10 protein-coding genes are annotated in these 14,428 nt (G+C 64.5%); 9 read left to right on the forward strand and 1 reads right to left on the reverse strand.

All coding sequences use genetic code 11. The features are described 5' to 3' along the window. The first annotated feature begins 23 nt into the window (after positions 1–23). From PLZ73_09405 to PLZ73_09440, 8 genes are all read left to right on the forward strand, one after another. On the forward strand, positions 24–461 hold the full coding sequence (locus PLZ73_09405) for a response regulator (protein HOO78090.1): 438 nt from the start codon (positions 24–26) through the stop codon (positions 459–461). Next, the gene (locus PLZ73_09410; protein HOO78091.1) at positions 458–853 is read left to right on the forward strand and encodes a class II SORL domain-containing protein; all 396 of its coding nucleotides are present in this window, start codon (positions 458–460) and stop codon (positions 851–853) included. The genes PLZ73_09405 and PLZ73_09410 overlap by 4 nt, the downstream gene beginning before the upstream one ends. Positions 854–887: 34 nt before the next feature. Next, entirely contained in the window at positions 888–1,583 is a 696-nt protein-coding gene (locus PLZ73_09415; protein HOO78092.1) for a cyclic nucleotide-binding domain-containing protein, read from the forward strand. Between the two features lie 311 nt (positions 1,584–1,894). Further along, positions 1,895–4,921 carry a phospholipase D-like domain-containing protein gene (locus PLZ73_09420; protein ID HOO78093.1) on the forward strand — a complete coding sequence of 1,009 codons (3,027 nt, stop codon included), beginning with the start codon at positions 1,895–1,897 and terminating at the stop codon, positions 4,919–4,921. A 102-nt stretch (positions 4,922–5,023) separates the two neighbouring features. After that, the gene (locus tag PLZ73_09425) at positions 5,024–6,817 is read left to right on the forward strand and encodes a C25 family cysteine peptidase (protein HOO78094.1); all 1,794 of its coding nucleotides are present in this window, start codon (positions 5,024–5,026) and stop codon (positions 6,815–6,817) included. A gap of 280 nt (positions 6,818–7,097) precedes the next feature. Then, a complete protein-coding gene (locus tag PLZ73_09430) occupies positions 7,098–8,543 on the forward strand; it encodes a hypothetical protein (protein HOO78095.1) in 1,446 nt (481 codons plus the stop codon). Between the two features lie 227 nt (positions 8,544–8,770). After that, a complete protein-coding gene (locus PLZ73_09435) occupies positions 8,771–10,126 on the forward strand; it encodes a tail fiber domain-containing protein (protein ID HOO78096.1) in 1,356 nt (451 codons plus the stop codon). A gap of 23 nt (positions 10,127–10,149) precedes the next feature. Further along, complete coding sequence (locus tag PLZ73_09440; GenBank protein HOO78097.1) at positions 10,150–11,427, forward strand: tail fiber domain-containing protein; 1,278 nt, start codon at positions 10,150–10,152, stop codon at positions 11,425–11,427. A 61-nt stretch (positions 11,428–11,488) separates the two neighbouring features. On the opposite strand, the gene PLZ73_09445 is transcribed toward PLZ73_09440, so the two are convergent. Further along, positions 11,489–13,981 carry an SBBP repeat-containing protein gene (locus tag PLZ73_09445; protein ID HOO78098.1) on the reverse strand — a complete coding sequence of 831 codons (2,493 nt, stop codon included), beginning with the start codon at positions 13,979–13,981 and terminating at the stop codon, positions 11,489–11,491. Between PLZ73_09445 and PLZ73_09450 the strand changes: the two genes are divergently transcribed. Continuing rightward, on the forward strand, positions 13,953–14,428 hold a 476-nt coding region (locus PLZ73_09450; GenBank protein HOO78099.1), incomplete at its 3' end, for a hypothetical protein. The two genes, PLZ73_09445 and PLZ73_09450, sit on opposite strands and share 29 nt — an antisense overlap.

Below are 14,428 nucleotides of genomic sequence, written 5' to 3' on the forward strand. Positions count from 1 at the left end.
GGCGCCCGACTCGCGCGATCGCTATGAACCCGGCAACGATATTCATCATCGACGACGACGAGGATTTTCTGGACGAACTCCGGGAATCCCTCCGCTTGGAAGGCCACCGGGTGGAAGCTTTTTCAGACGGCAACAAAGCTCTCGGGGCGATGCTGAGACTGCGGCCGGACCTGGTGGTGGTGGATCTGAAAATGCGGGGGCTGAACGGATTCCAGGTGGTGGAGGAAATGCGGAACAGGCCGGCGACCGGGGAGGTTCCCGTAATCGCCATGACCGGTTACTACACCAGGGTCGAACACGGCCGGCTCATGAAGCTGTGCGGGATCGACTCCTGCATGATCAAGCCGTTCTCGACGGAACTCCTCAACCGCAGGATAGCCCTGACCTTGAAAAAGCGCGGTCGAGCGGCCGAACCGAAATCGGAACCGGGAAAAGAACTCCCGGAAGGAGCGGAACCATGAACGAGTTGAAGAACCTCTACCAGAGCGCAGATTGGAAATCGGAGAAACACGTCCCCGTCATCGAAGCTCCCCGCCGGGCAACCCCCGGCGAACCCTTCGAGGTCAAGGTCAGCGTGGGCAAGGAAATCGCCCATCCCAACACCACCGAACACCACATCCGCTGGATCGACGTCTATTTCCTCCCGGAGGGAGGGAAGTTCCCCGTTCAGATCGGGAAGGCCGAATTCTGCGCTCACGGCGCTTCCCCCGAGGGGCCTAATACCAGCACGATCTACACCGACCACGCGGTCGGCCTCAGCTTCAAGACCAACAAGCCCGGGACGATTCTGGCCGCTTCCTACTGCAACATCCACGGGCTCTGGCAAAGCGCGGCGGCGGTCGAGATCGAATAATCCGCCGATCCCGGGTCGGCGAGGTTTCTCTCCGATGTGGAACCCGCCGCGGCTGGCGGAGGCGCGGAGATCCGTCACCGACCCAACCGCCATGAACGACGTTCTCCTGAACGCGGCCTATCTCCTGATGCTGGCGGCCTTCGTCGCCCGCGACGCCCTGTGGATGAGGCTGCTCCTGGTGCTTTCCCAACTTTCCTTCATCGGCTACGCGCTTTTCGCCGACAACTTCTCCATGACGGTGTGGAACGCCGGTTTCGTAGCGGTCAACCTGGTCCAAACCTGTCGGATCTTCCGGAAGCGCCGACCGATCGCGCTCTCCCCGGTCCTGGAAGCGATCTATCTTTCGGCGTTCGCTGTGATGAGGAGGAGGGAGTTTCTCTACCTGTGGTTCATGGGCCGCGACGGAGAAGCGACGAACCGGGCCCTGCTGGAGCATGCCCGGCCGGAGGGAACGCTGTTTTTCATAACCGAGGGGGCGGTCGCGATCTTCCGCGACGGCCGGGAAGTCGCCGGGATCGGCCCGGGAGATTTCATCGCGGATGCGAGCGCCGTCTTCGGTTCCTCTTCCCCCGGCGTCGACGCCCGCGCCGTCGGCCGAGCGCGCTATCGCTGCTGGGACAAGGACGCCCTGGAACGGTTGCGCCTGGCGGCGCCGGAGATCTACATCAAAGTCCAGAAACTGCTGGGCTCATACATGGCCGGAAAACTGCGTCAAGCGCTGGACGGCTGACTGGCCCGCCTTTCTTCCCCGTCTTCCCGATCCCTCGGCACCGCCCGACGGGAAAAGCCCCTAACCGTAGGCTCAAACCCGGTTTCCGAAAAGCAGCGGGCGGCGGAGCTCCATGAATTCTTCTGGTTTCGTTTTGCATGCTTATGTCAGGCTATAATTTGAAGATACAGGTTACAAGATACTATATATCAATAAGTAATGAGTTTTTATATAAATATTTTATCGGGTTTCTTGACAAAAAAAAATACTGGTGTAAGTTTTTATTTTTGAATCAGGGGAAAGCATCCCCGTTACCGATCGGGAGGAGAGGCATGAATATGTTCCGAATATCGGGGTTTGTCACCCTGGTGGCATTGCTGGGGGCTCCCCCCCTAGGCGGAGCGGCGACCGACGTATACTTCAACCAGTCGGTAGACCTCCGTTACGCCTGGCTGGACAACGACGCCCAGGGCGAGGCCGATTTTCTCACCCTGGTAACCAACCATATAGCTTCCGCCACCACCTCGATCGACGTGGCTTCGATGACGTTCTCCTCGGAAGACGTCGCCAACGCCCTGGCCGCCGCCGCCGCTTCCGGGATCGATGTCCGGATCATCGGAGACGGCGCCCGCCGCAACCAAGTAGGCTATCTCCTGGCCCAGGCCGGAGGATGCGCGGTGGCCGACAACAACCTCCCCGCCCTCGTCTATAGGGTGAATTTTCAAGACGACGCCGGGGCCGGACCGGCCGGGTGGTTGATCGACCGGGGGCAAACGTACGGCCCCCACGACGACGGCGTCAGCTACGGGTGGGCGAGCAGCCAGGCCGCCTACATGCACAGCGGCGGCGTATACGACAGCCTCCTCCTCGACGAATGTTACGCCCGCTCCAATTCCTCCGGGACCCAGACCTGGTCGATCGCCGTTCCCAGCGGATTCTATTACGTGCTGGCCGTGGTCGGCGAATCCGACTACAACTCCAAGAACTTCGTCACCTGCGAAGGGCAGGAAATCTTTCTCTACAGCCATTCCTGGACGGAATGGCTGGGCTGCGGCGCCGGAGAGTTCGACGGATCGCCGGTCTGCGGGGGGTACGATTCCGACAACGGCCACTACGAGGCCCAGCGCATCCACGTCACCGACGGGCAGCTCACCCTCTCGGTGGGCAAGTCGGGAGAATCCAGTTACTCCTCCCTCGCCTACGTCGAGATCTACCGGGCCGACCCCTCCGACGCGCAGGGAGATTGGTTCACGGACACCGACGAGGTCCAGAAGCAGACCACCCATCACTCCAAGTTCATCCTCGTCGATGGGGGCACCGCCTCGGCCAAGATCTGGGTGGGCTCGGGAAACCTGACCAGCGGCATGACCACCATGGCCGAAGACCAGATCCTGACCGACGACGCGGACGTCTGCGACGCCTTCTACGACCACTTCAACCAGATGTGGGGAAGCTCGGGCCTGGAGCCGGATCCCTCCGCCTCCGCCTTCAACCGGTTCAAGGATCCCGCTCTCTCCGCCGTCGACTGCAGCGTGGACGGCTACGATTGGCTGGTCCGGTTCTCCCCCTCCGTCGGGGCCCACGACATGTACCAGACGGTGGAAGACTTCCTCGCTCCGGCCCAGCACAACCTCATCCTCAACCTCGAACAGTTCACGGATTCCGGCGGCCTCTTCGGCTATGACGGTCCGGAAGATATCATGGACAACGTCATTCCGCCCCTGCTGAGCCTTTCCGGATTCGAACTCTACGGCGTCCTCGGCGGAGACCTCAGCGACGCCATCTTCAGCGTCTACTCCGCCTATGCCAACGTCCACCTGGCCCATTCCGATTTTTCCGACCCCGATCCGACCATGCACAACAAGGTGGCCATCGTGGACGCGCTCGACGACAGCCGCTATACCCTGAACGGCTCCGTCCTCTGCGGTTCGATGAACTGGTCCCAGAGCGGGATGCTCTGCAACGACGAACAGACCCTGGTCATCGACAACCCCTACATCGCCAACCAGTACCTCCAGCAGGCCATGGCCCGGCTGGCCGAAAAAGGGATCGAGCCCGACCGGCACACGGACATCGTGGTCGCGGTCGACCGCAGCAACTCGATGAACCTCCTCTGCAACGACGGGGTCACCACCAAAATCGACGCGGCGACGATGGCCGCGGACCTCTTCATCGACCTCATCGAACCGGACGAAGGGCACCGGATGAGCGTCGTGCGGTTCGGCAAGTTCGTGGAACCGTTCGTCCCCGACGTGGTCCTGGACGAGCTGACCACGCTCAACCTTTCCGATTACCACGACGCCGTCGACGACATCGTCACCGGTGGCGATTGCGGCACCGCGACCTGCTACGGACTGGCCCTGGAGGAGTGCGAGGACCAGCTCACTTCGGAACCAAACCCCAACCCCCGGCAGATCGTCCACTTCTTCACCGACGGAAACGAGAATCTGGCCCCGTGGGCCGATGAAGTCTACCCGGGCATGGTTACCGACGGGATCGAAATCCACTCGACCGGCTTCGGGGCCGACATCACCCCCGACGTCCTCGAGGAGATGGCCGAAGCCAGCGGTGGGACCTTCGCCCAGGTCGCGCTGGACACCACCTCGCTCTCCAAGCGGTTCGTGGAAGTCGCCCGGGCGGCCATGGACCTGGAGACCCTCCTCGACCCCTCCTACATCGTCAGCCGGGAACAGATGCCCTCCACCACGATCTCGGTGGACCGCACCTGCCGGAAGCTCAAGTTCATCCTCATGTGGGGAACCCGGAAACCCTACCTCGCCCAGATGACCGTCGTCTCTCCGAACAAGGTCCAACTGAAGAAAGGGCTGAAAGGAGTGCGCCAGGTCGACGGCGACGGGTACACGATCTGGCACGTGGACCTCGATGTCTGCCCCTATCTGCAGGCGGAAGGGACCTGGCGGATAACGATGGCGCCCGGCCTGGAATTCCCGGGCAAAACCGCCGAGGTCGAGCTGGTGGTGCTGGGCGACGGCGACATCGATTATCGGGCGGAAGTGGTGCCGGCGGCGACAAGGAAGAATCCCACGCGGGTCCGGCTCCTCTGCCGGATGCTGAACGAGGGTACGCCGGTGCGAACAGTAAAGTCGGCGGCGGTCACCTGGACAGGTCCCCTGGACCGGGAAGGGCAGGATCCCGCTCCGGTCAAAGTCGCTCTCTACGACGACGGCAAACACGGCGACGGCAAGGCCAACGACGGCCTCTTCGGACGCTACCTGATCTTGACGACCGCCGGCTGCAACACCTTTCACTTCGTCACACAGGCCCAGGTTCCGGGTAAAATGTTCAGGACCGTCTATCCCCGCCGGGAAGCGGTCGTCACCTACACGTTGAGGAAATAACGTCCCCGGGGAACGGGAAACAAAATCGCGCGCCCGCCCGCCGGGAACGGTCTTCCGTGACCGGCGGGGGGGCGGCGGGATCGGGATAAGGACCGCGAAACGATGAGAAGCATCAGTTTAATGATCGCCGCCGCCGGACTGGCATTCTTCTCCGGCGCCGCCCGAGGGGGCGAACACTACGTCATCCTCACCACCAACGCCGCCTACAACGAATGCCACGCCGCCATCGACGATTTCGTCGTCCACAAGGAGACGCAGGGCTACGAGGTGCTCGTCAAGACCGAGTCGGACTGGGCGGGATCGCCGGGGGCGGAGACAGCCGACCAGGTGCGGAACTACCTGATCACCGGTGAAGAATCCTGGGGGGCCACCGGCATCGACTATCTCCTGATCATCGCCGACGCCGAGGACGTACCCATGAAGGTGGCGGAGATCTATCCCGGCCTGGAAGTCCCCACGGACTGGTACTACGCCGACCTGGACGGCGATTGGGATCTGGACGGCGACGGCGTCTACGCCGAATACGACAGCGATGTCGGTCCCGGCGGCGTCGATTTCGAGGCCGAGGCAAGCGTGGGCAGGATCATCTACAAGGAGGAAACCCTCCCGGCCATCCTGGAAAGAATCATCGCCCACCAGGAAAACATGTACGACGGCGCCCTCGACCAGGGCTGGCGCTACCGGGTTCTCCAAGCCGGGGCCTTCCTCGAAATCGAACCCGACGGCACCGTGCTGGACTGCGGTTCGGCCCCCCAGGAATACATCTACGACCATTATATCGACGGCACCTCCTTTTCCTCGCTCCGGCTCTACGACCCCGGCAACGCCTGGACCGACCCTTCTCCCAACATCGCCGAGGCGGACGGGGACCTGGATGCGGGCGCCATGTACGCCGAACTGGAAAGCTTCGGCTACGGCACGGTCATCTGGCAAGCCCACGGAGGAACCGACGCCGCCTACCGGCGCCTCAACCAGGAATACCTGGGGGAAATCCAAACCGACTGCCACACCCCCTTCGTCGACACCGCCGACCCCGGCGACCTGGCCGCCGGGTCGCCGGTGGAAAACAACCCCGACGCCCCCGTCATCGTCGCCGCTTCCTGTCACAACGGTTCGACCGACCCGGAGGCGTTGGCCGCCGCCTTCATGGATTCCTTCGCGGTCAACTTCGTCGGGTCCGACGTTTCCGCGCAGAAGGTCCTGGGCTGGGACGAACCGGAAGACGGGGGGATGCAGGGCTGGTCGGTCTACATGGCCGAACAACTGCTCAGCGCCCGGCTCCCGGTCGGCGACGCCTTTGCCGCCGCCATCGCCGAATACTACGCCGAGGCCCTCGACGGAGATCCCGGCAACGCCGGGACCAAGAACTGCTACTGCATGACCGTCTACGGAGACCCGTCCCTCCGCGTCACCATCGAGCCCTGGACGGAACTGGCCACGATTCTCTTCGGGGGGGCGGGGAAGAAAGGGTTCTTCGCCGACGAGAAGTCCCGGTACCGGTTCCGAGACGAAATCCTCGCGTATTCGAAAGACGGGATCTTCCTGACGGAGGCGCTTTACCGGCAAGCCGCGACGCTCGCCCGGCTGGCAGCGGAAAACCCCCGCCTCTGGAAGGGAATGGTCGAAACCGAGGGGATCCTGAGAAAAATCGCGGAAATCTATTTTGCCGGGGGTTACGGAGACAAGGAAGTGCCCCTCTCCCGGGACGCCGCCGGACGCATCGACTCCACCCTCAAAGACCTGCAGGCGGCGGCGCCGAAAGAACTGGGCTCCGACGTCTACCGGGCGCGGAAGATCCTGGCCGGCGCCGCCGGGAAATCCCTGCGCGACCTGAAGTCCGCCTTCGGCTTCGGTCAGAAGCGCCGGATCCCCGAATTCTGTCTTCCCGCCCGGTAAGCCTCCGAAACTCGTCCGAAGCCGGCGGCAAAACCGGGCCCGGGGTTTTTCGGCGTTTTCCCTGGTCCGGAGACGGCGGGGGACGTATCATCCGGGCATCCAAGAGCACGGGGAGGTAATACGGCTGCCGCCCTCCTCGCAACTTCTTCGCCGCCGCCGCCTTCCCGGTGAACAACCCCGGCCGCGATGCCCGGGGATGGGAAAGCCGCCGGGATTCCGGAAACGAACTCCGGGAATACTCCCGAGCGAACCGTGCCTGCCAACCGCTGGGGGTGCCGTCATGAAGCGCTTTTTGACCTGGTCCCTGGTCGTCCTCATGGTGCTTTTCGCCGCCGCTTTCGTCGTGTTCCAGTTCGTGCTCAAACAGAAACCCTTCGCCGCGGCCGAGGATTATTCGCAGCAGTTCGCCCGGCACCGGCTCACGCTCGACGTGGCCGGGCACTGGAACCAAACCCTGGGCACCATCGACGTGATCTCCTATTCGCAGAACCCCGTCTTTCCCCTCCCCGTCCCCTCGCCCTACGACCTGACTATGATGAAACAGTGGGTGGCGAAAAACCGGAACAACCCCGTCGAACTCCAGCGGGTCTATGGCGCATTCGCCTCCGACCCGGACTACGGCTGGCCGGAAGCGCTGCAGGGAGTCGTCTGGATGTACGGGTTGATCCCCCGGCTCTGGGCGGCGGCGTCGATCGCCATGGTCGAACCGGGGCGTACGGCGGAAGCGGCCTTCGTGCTCCGGGAAGGCATTCAGATGCTGAGAAGCCCGGCCTGCTGGAAGGATTACGCCGTCAACCAGGCCTGGGGCGATCCGATGCGGGACAACGTGATGTGGAAAGGGCCGCTGCTCATCGCCGAGGGCCTTTACGCCCTGGTTTCCGGGGATAAAGACACCTTCGGCCCGGAGATGACGGCCGTGGCCAGAGACCTGTACGAAACCCAGAAGAAAAACCTGGCGCTGCCCGTCGGCCAGGGTTACGTGGGCGGGGTCTGCTGCGAGCCCAACCACTGGTTCCCCCAGTGCAACTCCATGGGGTGCGTCGGCCTGGCCCTGTACGACAAGGTCTACGGCAAGGATCAGAAACACGGCGTCCTCATCGGGGAAGAATACCGGAACAACTACATGCGCTTCCTGCGGGAGGAGATGACCGACCCAGAAACCGGAATGGTCTACCGCCGCTACCACCCCTACGGGCCCCAGCAGGCGGACAAAGACCTTTCGGGGTTCGCCAATATTTTCGTGGCCATGAATATGCGGTCCTGGGAACCCGGTTTCTCCGGAAACATCTACCGTCAGATCCGGGAACGCTACATCAAGGGCCTCCCCCTCGGCATCGGCTCCTTCATGCTGGAAGTCCCGGAGAAGGACGCCGCCGGAGCCCTGGTCAACCCGGGCGCGGCCGCGCCGGGGATGCTCGGCGAAACCGCCGTCAACATCTTCCTGGCCCTGGCCGCGGCCCGGGAGTTCGACGATCCGGAAACGTTCGACGGGATCAACGAGCTGATCACCAATTTCACCCACCCCTATTTCCGGCAGGGGGAAATCCGTTTCGACGAGACCAACGACGAGCCGGCGGGGGTCGGCGACTTTTCGGTGGGGGCGCTGCTGAACATGTTCAGCGGCTGGTGGATGTTCGCCAAGGTCCACCAGGGCTGGGAAACCATCCTCGAGTACGACTGGTCGGCCAACCGGGATGAGGATGGGCGCCCGCTGAACAACCCCTGAACGTCCCCGGTCTTGAGCGCCCCAAAACGGTTGACGGACTCGCCCCGGCCGCGAAATCGGCCAGAGCGGTTCCCGGACCGCGACGCCGTGGCTGGCCCCTCAATACCGGCATTTGCAAGAGGGAGGGACCGGGACAGTAACAATATCCCTTGATAAATTCTTTCAAAGTTTTAAAATTATTTTATACGCTCTGTATGAACCCCAACCGGAACCGGAGGGCATCGGCGATGCAGATTTTTCGGGTCCTGGCTCCGGCTGCCGCACTGCTTTTCTTCTGCCGGTACGCTCCGGCCGCGCCCACCCCGGCGCCTCCCACCCCCATCGGGCCCGCCCCTACTCCCTTCGGAGGGAGCGGGCACCAGACCGACTTCAACGGCGACGGAACCGACGATATCGCGGTATTTTCCCCAACATCAGGGAAATGGAGCGTCAGGGGGTATACCCGGGTCTATTACGGGGCCGGCAAAACCCCCATGGCGGGGGACTACAACGGCGACGGGAAAGACGATGTCGCCGTCTGGGACTCCGTCACCGGCAAGTGGTCGGTCCGGGGCATCACCCGGGCCTACTACGGCTCGTCCGGAGACCTGCCCCTGGGCGCGGCGGGCAGCCCCTGGAACTACAGATCCTCAGGCAACATCTGGTTCGAGGGCTGGGCGGGTATCATGCAGGGCAACCCGGCCGACGCCCTTCACATCGGAAACGGGGACGGCAACTTCCTCATCCGGGTGGAGGCCCAGGCCGGGGGAGCCGCCCAGCTCCGGCTCCGCCGAGGAAGCTCCAGCACCTGGATCGGCCCCTCGGGAGACAACGAGTTCGACCTGGTCACCGCCGAGAACATCCCGGTCGTCATCGGGAACAACCTGACCGCGAACATGGTCATCGACACCAGCGGCCGGGTCGGAATCGGGACCGCCTCCCCCGCCGGCAGGCTCCATATCAAGGGAAGCTCGGACACGCTCGTGCGCCTGGAAGGGCAGGACGCCGGGGGGGGCACCCAGGGGCTGAGCCTGACCAGAACGGGAGAAGCCGGCACCCGGGGAGGGATATGGCTCACCTACTCCCTGGGCGAGCTGGAGTTCAGCGTCGGCGACGGCGCGGGCCAGAACACCGAACCGCTGCGGATCGGCCCCGACCAGCGGGTCGGGATCGGCGACCCGATTTCCATCAGCTACACGCTCGAAGTCGACGGGAGCGCCGGGAAACCGGGCGGGGGAACGTGGACGGCGGCCTGCGACGCCAGGCTGAAGCGGAAGGTCCGCTCCCTCTCCGGAACCGCCGCCCTGGAAAAATTCGGCCGCCTCAACGGGGTAACCTACGAGTGGATAAACCCCCTCGAGCACCAACCGGGAGTCAGGGCCGGGGTGCTGGCGCAAAACCTCGATCGGGTCTTCCCCGCCTGGGTCGTTACCGTCGAGGCGGGGGGGAAAGACGAGGTTCTGACCCCCGGGGGCGCCGAATCCGTTTCCTTTCCCCAGGACTTCGACGCTTACCTGATCGAAGCGCTCAAGGAACTCAGGGCGCGCAACCGCGCTCTCCGGGCGCGGTTGGACGCGCTCGAAGGCCGGGCGGGAACGCTGTGAAGGGCACCGGCGGGAGGTCGAAAATGAAATATCCGGTTTGGTTGATGATTGTAGCCGCTCTCGCCCTCGGCCGGGGCGCCGACGGAGCCGACTTCAACGGCGACGGAACCGACGATATCGCGGTATTTTCCCCAACATCAGGGAAATGGAGCGTCAGGGGGTATACCCGGGTCTATTACGGGGCCGGCAAAACCCCCATGGCGGGGGACTACAACGGCGACGGGAAAGACGATGTCGCCGTCTGGGACTCCGTCACCGGCAAGTGGTCGGTCCGGGGCATCACCCGGGCCTACTACGGCTCGTCCGGAGACCTGCCCCTGGGCGCGGCGGGCAGCCCCTGGAACTACAGATCCTCAGGCAACATCTGGTTCGAGGGCTGGGCGGGTATCATGCAGGGCAACCCGGCCGACGCCCTTCACATCGGAAACGGGGACGGCAACTTCCTCATCCGGGTGGAGGCCCAGGCCGGGGGAGCCGCCCAGCTCCGGCTCCGCCGAGGAAGCTCCAGCACCTGGATCGGCCCCTCGGGAGACAACGAGTTCGACCTGGTCACCGCCGAGAACATCCCGGTCGTCATCGGGAACAACCTGACCGCGAACATGGTCATCGACACCAGCGGCCGGGTCGGAATCGGGACCGCCTCCCCCACCAACATGCTCCACATCAAGGACAGCGTCTCGGCCATCCTGCGGCTGGAGAGCCCCGCCGGCAGTAAATCCGGCCTGTCCATGTACCGGCCCGGGGACACCCAGTCCCGAGCCCTGGTCTACCTCAAGGAAGACGAAGACCTGGGCCTGGCCGTCGGGGACGGGGCCGGAGCCCTCACGGAAATGGTCACGCTTACCCGGAACGGGGGAGGGAAGGTCGGGATCCTCACCGGCGGCCTCACCAACTACACGCTCGAGGTCAACGGCACCGCGGGTAAGCCCGGCGGGGGCACCTGGTCAGACTCCTGCGACGAAAGGCTGAAAAAAAACATCACGGCGCTCGACGGGAGAGAGGCGCTGGCGCAGATCTGCCGGCTACGGGGCGTAACCTTCGAGTGGATCAACCCGGAAGAGCACGCCGAGGGCGGGCGCGCCGGGGTCATCGCCCAGGAACTGGAAGCCGTATTCCCGGAGTGGGTCGAAGAAATCGAACCGCGGGGAAGAGACCGGGACCTGCTGCCCGCGGGAGACGCGGTCAAGGCCGTCACCTTTCCCCACGACTTCAACGCCTACGTCATCGAGGCGATCAAGGAGCTCGACGCCCAGAACCGGGAGTTGGAAGCCCGTATCCGGGCCTTGGAGTCAAGCCGATAGGGACTACGGTTTTCCCCGCGCCGGGGCGGGGAGGGTCCGGTTCTTCCCGGGGAAAAACCCGTCAACGGGTTACGGGGTAGTCCCCTTCCAGCCCGAAGTAGGCGCGGGTGAGGCCCCGGATGAACCAGAGCCCCTTCCCATGGCGGAAGACCGCGGGCAAATCGAGCACACCCCCTCCGAACGCCCCGGGCACGGGGATGTCGTTGAGGGATCCGTAGCAGAAGGCCGCCTCGTCCCGAACCAGCCATTTCCCCCGGGCGGGACGGTAGACCGCGAACCGCGCCCGGACCGGCTTCCCGTCCCAGACGTAATAACCGGGTACGGGGATGTCGCCGGAGAGCCCGTACCAGGCCCGGGTCAGCCCCCTGACCAGCCAGCCCCCGCTGCCCGGCCGCCAGACCGCGATGTCGTCGGACCCGTCGCCGTCGTAATCCGCCGGTACCGGGAGGTCGCCGGTTTGGCCGTACCAGGCCTGGGTGAGGTTGCGGACCAGCCAGCGACCGTCGGAGGGACGGAACGCGCCCCCATCCACCCGACCGTCCCCGTCGTAGTCGGCGGGAGCCGGGACCAGCCCGGAGGAGAGGAAAAAGCGAGTCAGGTTTTTGACCGCCCAGAGCCCGCTGGCGGGACGGTAAACGCCGATGTCGGTGACGCCGTTGCCGTCGTAGTCCCCGGGGACGGGTATATCCCCCTCCCGGCCGAACCAGGCGCCTCCCAGACCGCGGACCAGCCACTTGCCCTGGTCAGGGCGGAAAACGGCGACATCGGCGCATCCGTCGCCGGTATAGTCCCCGGACGCCAGGACCAGGAAGGGCGGCGTCGCCGGGGGGGGAGGAGTGGCAGAAGCCGTGGGCGCGGGAGTCGGGGTCTCCGGCGGGGTCGCCGTCGGGGGTGGAGTGGGGCTGGGCGTGGGGGTGGGGGTGAGGGATGGAGTCGTACTGGGAGTGGGGGTGACGGAAGGCGTAGGGGTCGCCGACGGAGTCGGGGTGGTCAGGTAGCAGGATAGGGATAACTTCCCGACGAATATATCGCCGGCGCCGGCGTAATCCGGCTGGAAGGCGTCGACGGCGGGAAAATCGGTCGAATCGGTAAACCCGGCGACGTACGCGGATTGTTCGTCATCGACGGCAACCGTTCTGCCGTAATCGTCGCCGCTGCCTCCCAGGAAGGTGGAATAGAAGAGCCCGGCACCGGAGGAGTCGAAGCAGGTCACAAACGCCTCGATCCCTTCCAGTACCGAGCGGTAAGGCCTCTCCAGCGGGAAATCGGAAGCGCTGGTTTCCCCAACCGCGTAAATTCTCCCCTCGCCGTCGACGGTGACCCCGTAGCCTTCGTCGGCGGCGGAAGAACCGAGATAGGTGCCCAGGAGAAGCGCCGAACCGGACGAGGAAAGCTTCGCCACCCAGGCGTCATAATCTCCGGCCCGGGCGGGCTGGAAAGCGTTGGCCGTGGGGAAATCATCGGAATCGGTGGAGCCCGCCACGCAAACCGCTCCGCCCGCGTCCAAGGCGATCGCCCTGCCGCTGTCGAAACCGGAACCGCCCAAGTAGGTCGAAAAAACGAGTCCGGAACCGTCCGAGGAAAACTGGGAGACAAAGGCGTCGAGCTCGGTATCGGCGTTAAACGACGCCTGGTAAGGATTGACGGTGGGGAAATCTCCGGAGTCGGTTTCGCCGACGATGCAGGCATGCCCGGTGCCGTCCACGGCCACGCCGTAGGATGCCTGGCCGGCCGAACCTCCCAGGAAGCTCGAATACACAAGAGCGGACCCGGAGGACGACAACTTGGAGACGGTGACGGAGGAGGAGCCGGGCAAAACCCCCTGGTACGGGTTCAGGGTCGGAAAGTCGGCCGAGTACGTCATTCCCGTGATGTAGGCGCACAAATCCCCGTCCACGGCTATAGCCCCGCCCTGTTCGGGGTCGCTTCCGCCCAGGTAGGTGGAGTAGAGCAGAGCCGATCCGGTCGAAGACAGCTTGGTTACGAAATAGTCGAAGTCTCCGAAGCCGCCGGCCAGCGCGCCCTGATAAGGATTAACCGTGGGGAAGTCGTGCGAAATCGTGTAACCGCCCAGATAGGCGCTCCCCTCGGAATCGACGGCGATTCCCCGAACTTCATCCACGATGCTGCCACCCAGGTAGGTGGAGTAGATCAGGGAAGACCCGTTGGAGGACAGTTTGCTGACGACAATATTCCCGAAGCCCGGCAAGTTCGGCTGATAGGCGTTGAGGGTAGGGAAATCGACCGACCAAGACTGCCCGGCGACATACGCTCGGAGGTCGGAATCGACGGCGATAGCCCAGGCGGTGTCGGTATCGCTTCCGCCGAGATAGGTGGAATAGTCGAGCGAAAGCTTGCAGACCATATTTGCCGGCGTGGGCGTGACCGAGGGGCTGGGAGTGGGCGTGGCCGAGGGCGTCGGCGTTATCGACGGCGTGGGAGTCACCGAAGGCGTGGCCGAGGGCGTGGGCGTGACGCTGGGCGTGGAAGTCGGGCTGGGCGAAGGTGTGGGTGTAACCGAGGGCGTGGGCGTCGCCGACGGAGTCGGGGTCATCGAAGGCGTCGGCGTTACCGACGGCGTAGCGGTCACGGTGGGGCTGGTCGTGGGCGTCGCCGACGGAGTGGGAGTCACCGAAGGCGTCGGCGTTACCGACGGCGTCGGAGTGATCGAGGGGCTGGGCGTGGGTGTAACCGAGGGCGTGGGCGTCGCCGACGGAGTCGGGGTCACCGAAGGCGTCGGCGTTACCGACGGCGTCGGAGTGACCGAGGGGCTGGCAGTGGGTGTGGCCGAGGGCGTGGGCGTCGCCGAGGGGCTGGGCGTGGGTGTAACCGAGGGCGTGGGCGTCGCCGACGGAGTCGGGGTCACCGAAGGCGTCGGCGTTACCGACGGCGTCGGAGTCACCGAAGGACTGGACGTGGGTGTAACCGAGGGCGTGGGCGTCGCCGACGGAGTCGGGGTCACCGAAGGCGTCGGCGTTACCGACGGCGTCGGAGTCACCGA

Source organism: bacterium, assembly GCA_035380285.1.
Classification (GTDB): Bacteria; Auribacterota; Erginobacteria; order Erginobacterales; family DAOSXE01; genus DAOSXE01.

Excerpts from the sequence above, each read along its gene's own strand:
- PLZ73_09415 (HOO78092.1), top strand. The coding sequence starts at position 888 with ATGTGGAACCCGCCGCGGCTGGCGGAGGCGCGGAGATCCGTCACCGAC.
- PLZ73_09405 (HOO78090.1), top strand. The coding sequence starts at position 24 with ATGAACCCGGCAACGATATTCATCATCGACGACGACGAGGATTTTCTG.
- PLZ73_09410 (HOO78091.1), top strand. The coding sequence starts at position 458 with ATGAACGAGTTGAAGAACCTCTACCAGAGCGCAGATTGGAAATCGGAG.
- PLZ73_09435 (HOO78096.1), top strand. The coding sequence starts at position 8,771 with ATGCAGATTTTTCGGGTCCTGGCTCCGGCTGCCGCACTGCTTTTCTTC.
- PLZ73_09430 (HOO78095.1), top strand. The coding sequence starts at position 7,098 with ATGAAGCGCTTTTTGACCTGGTCCCTGGTCGTCCTCATGGTGCTTTTC.
- PLZ73_09425 (HOO78094.1), top strand. The coding sequence starts at position 5,024 with ATGAGAAGCATCAGTTTAATGATCGCCGCCGCCGGACTGGCATTCTTC.
- PLZ73_09445 (HOO78098.1), bottom strand. The coding sequence starts at position 13,981 with ATGACCCCGACTCCGTCGGCGACGCCCACGCCCTCGGTTACACCCACA.
- PLZ73_09420 (HOO78093.1), top strand. The coding sequence starts at position 1,895 with ATGAATATGTTCCGAATATCGGGGTTTGTCACCCTGGTGGCATTGCTG.
- PLZ73_09440 (HOO78097.1), top strand. The coding sequence starts at position 10,150 with ATGAAATATCCGGTTTGGTTGATGATTGTAGCCGCTCTCGCCCTCGGC.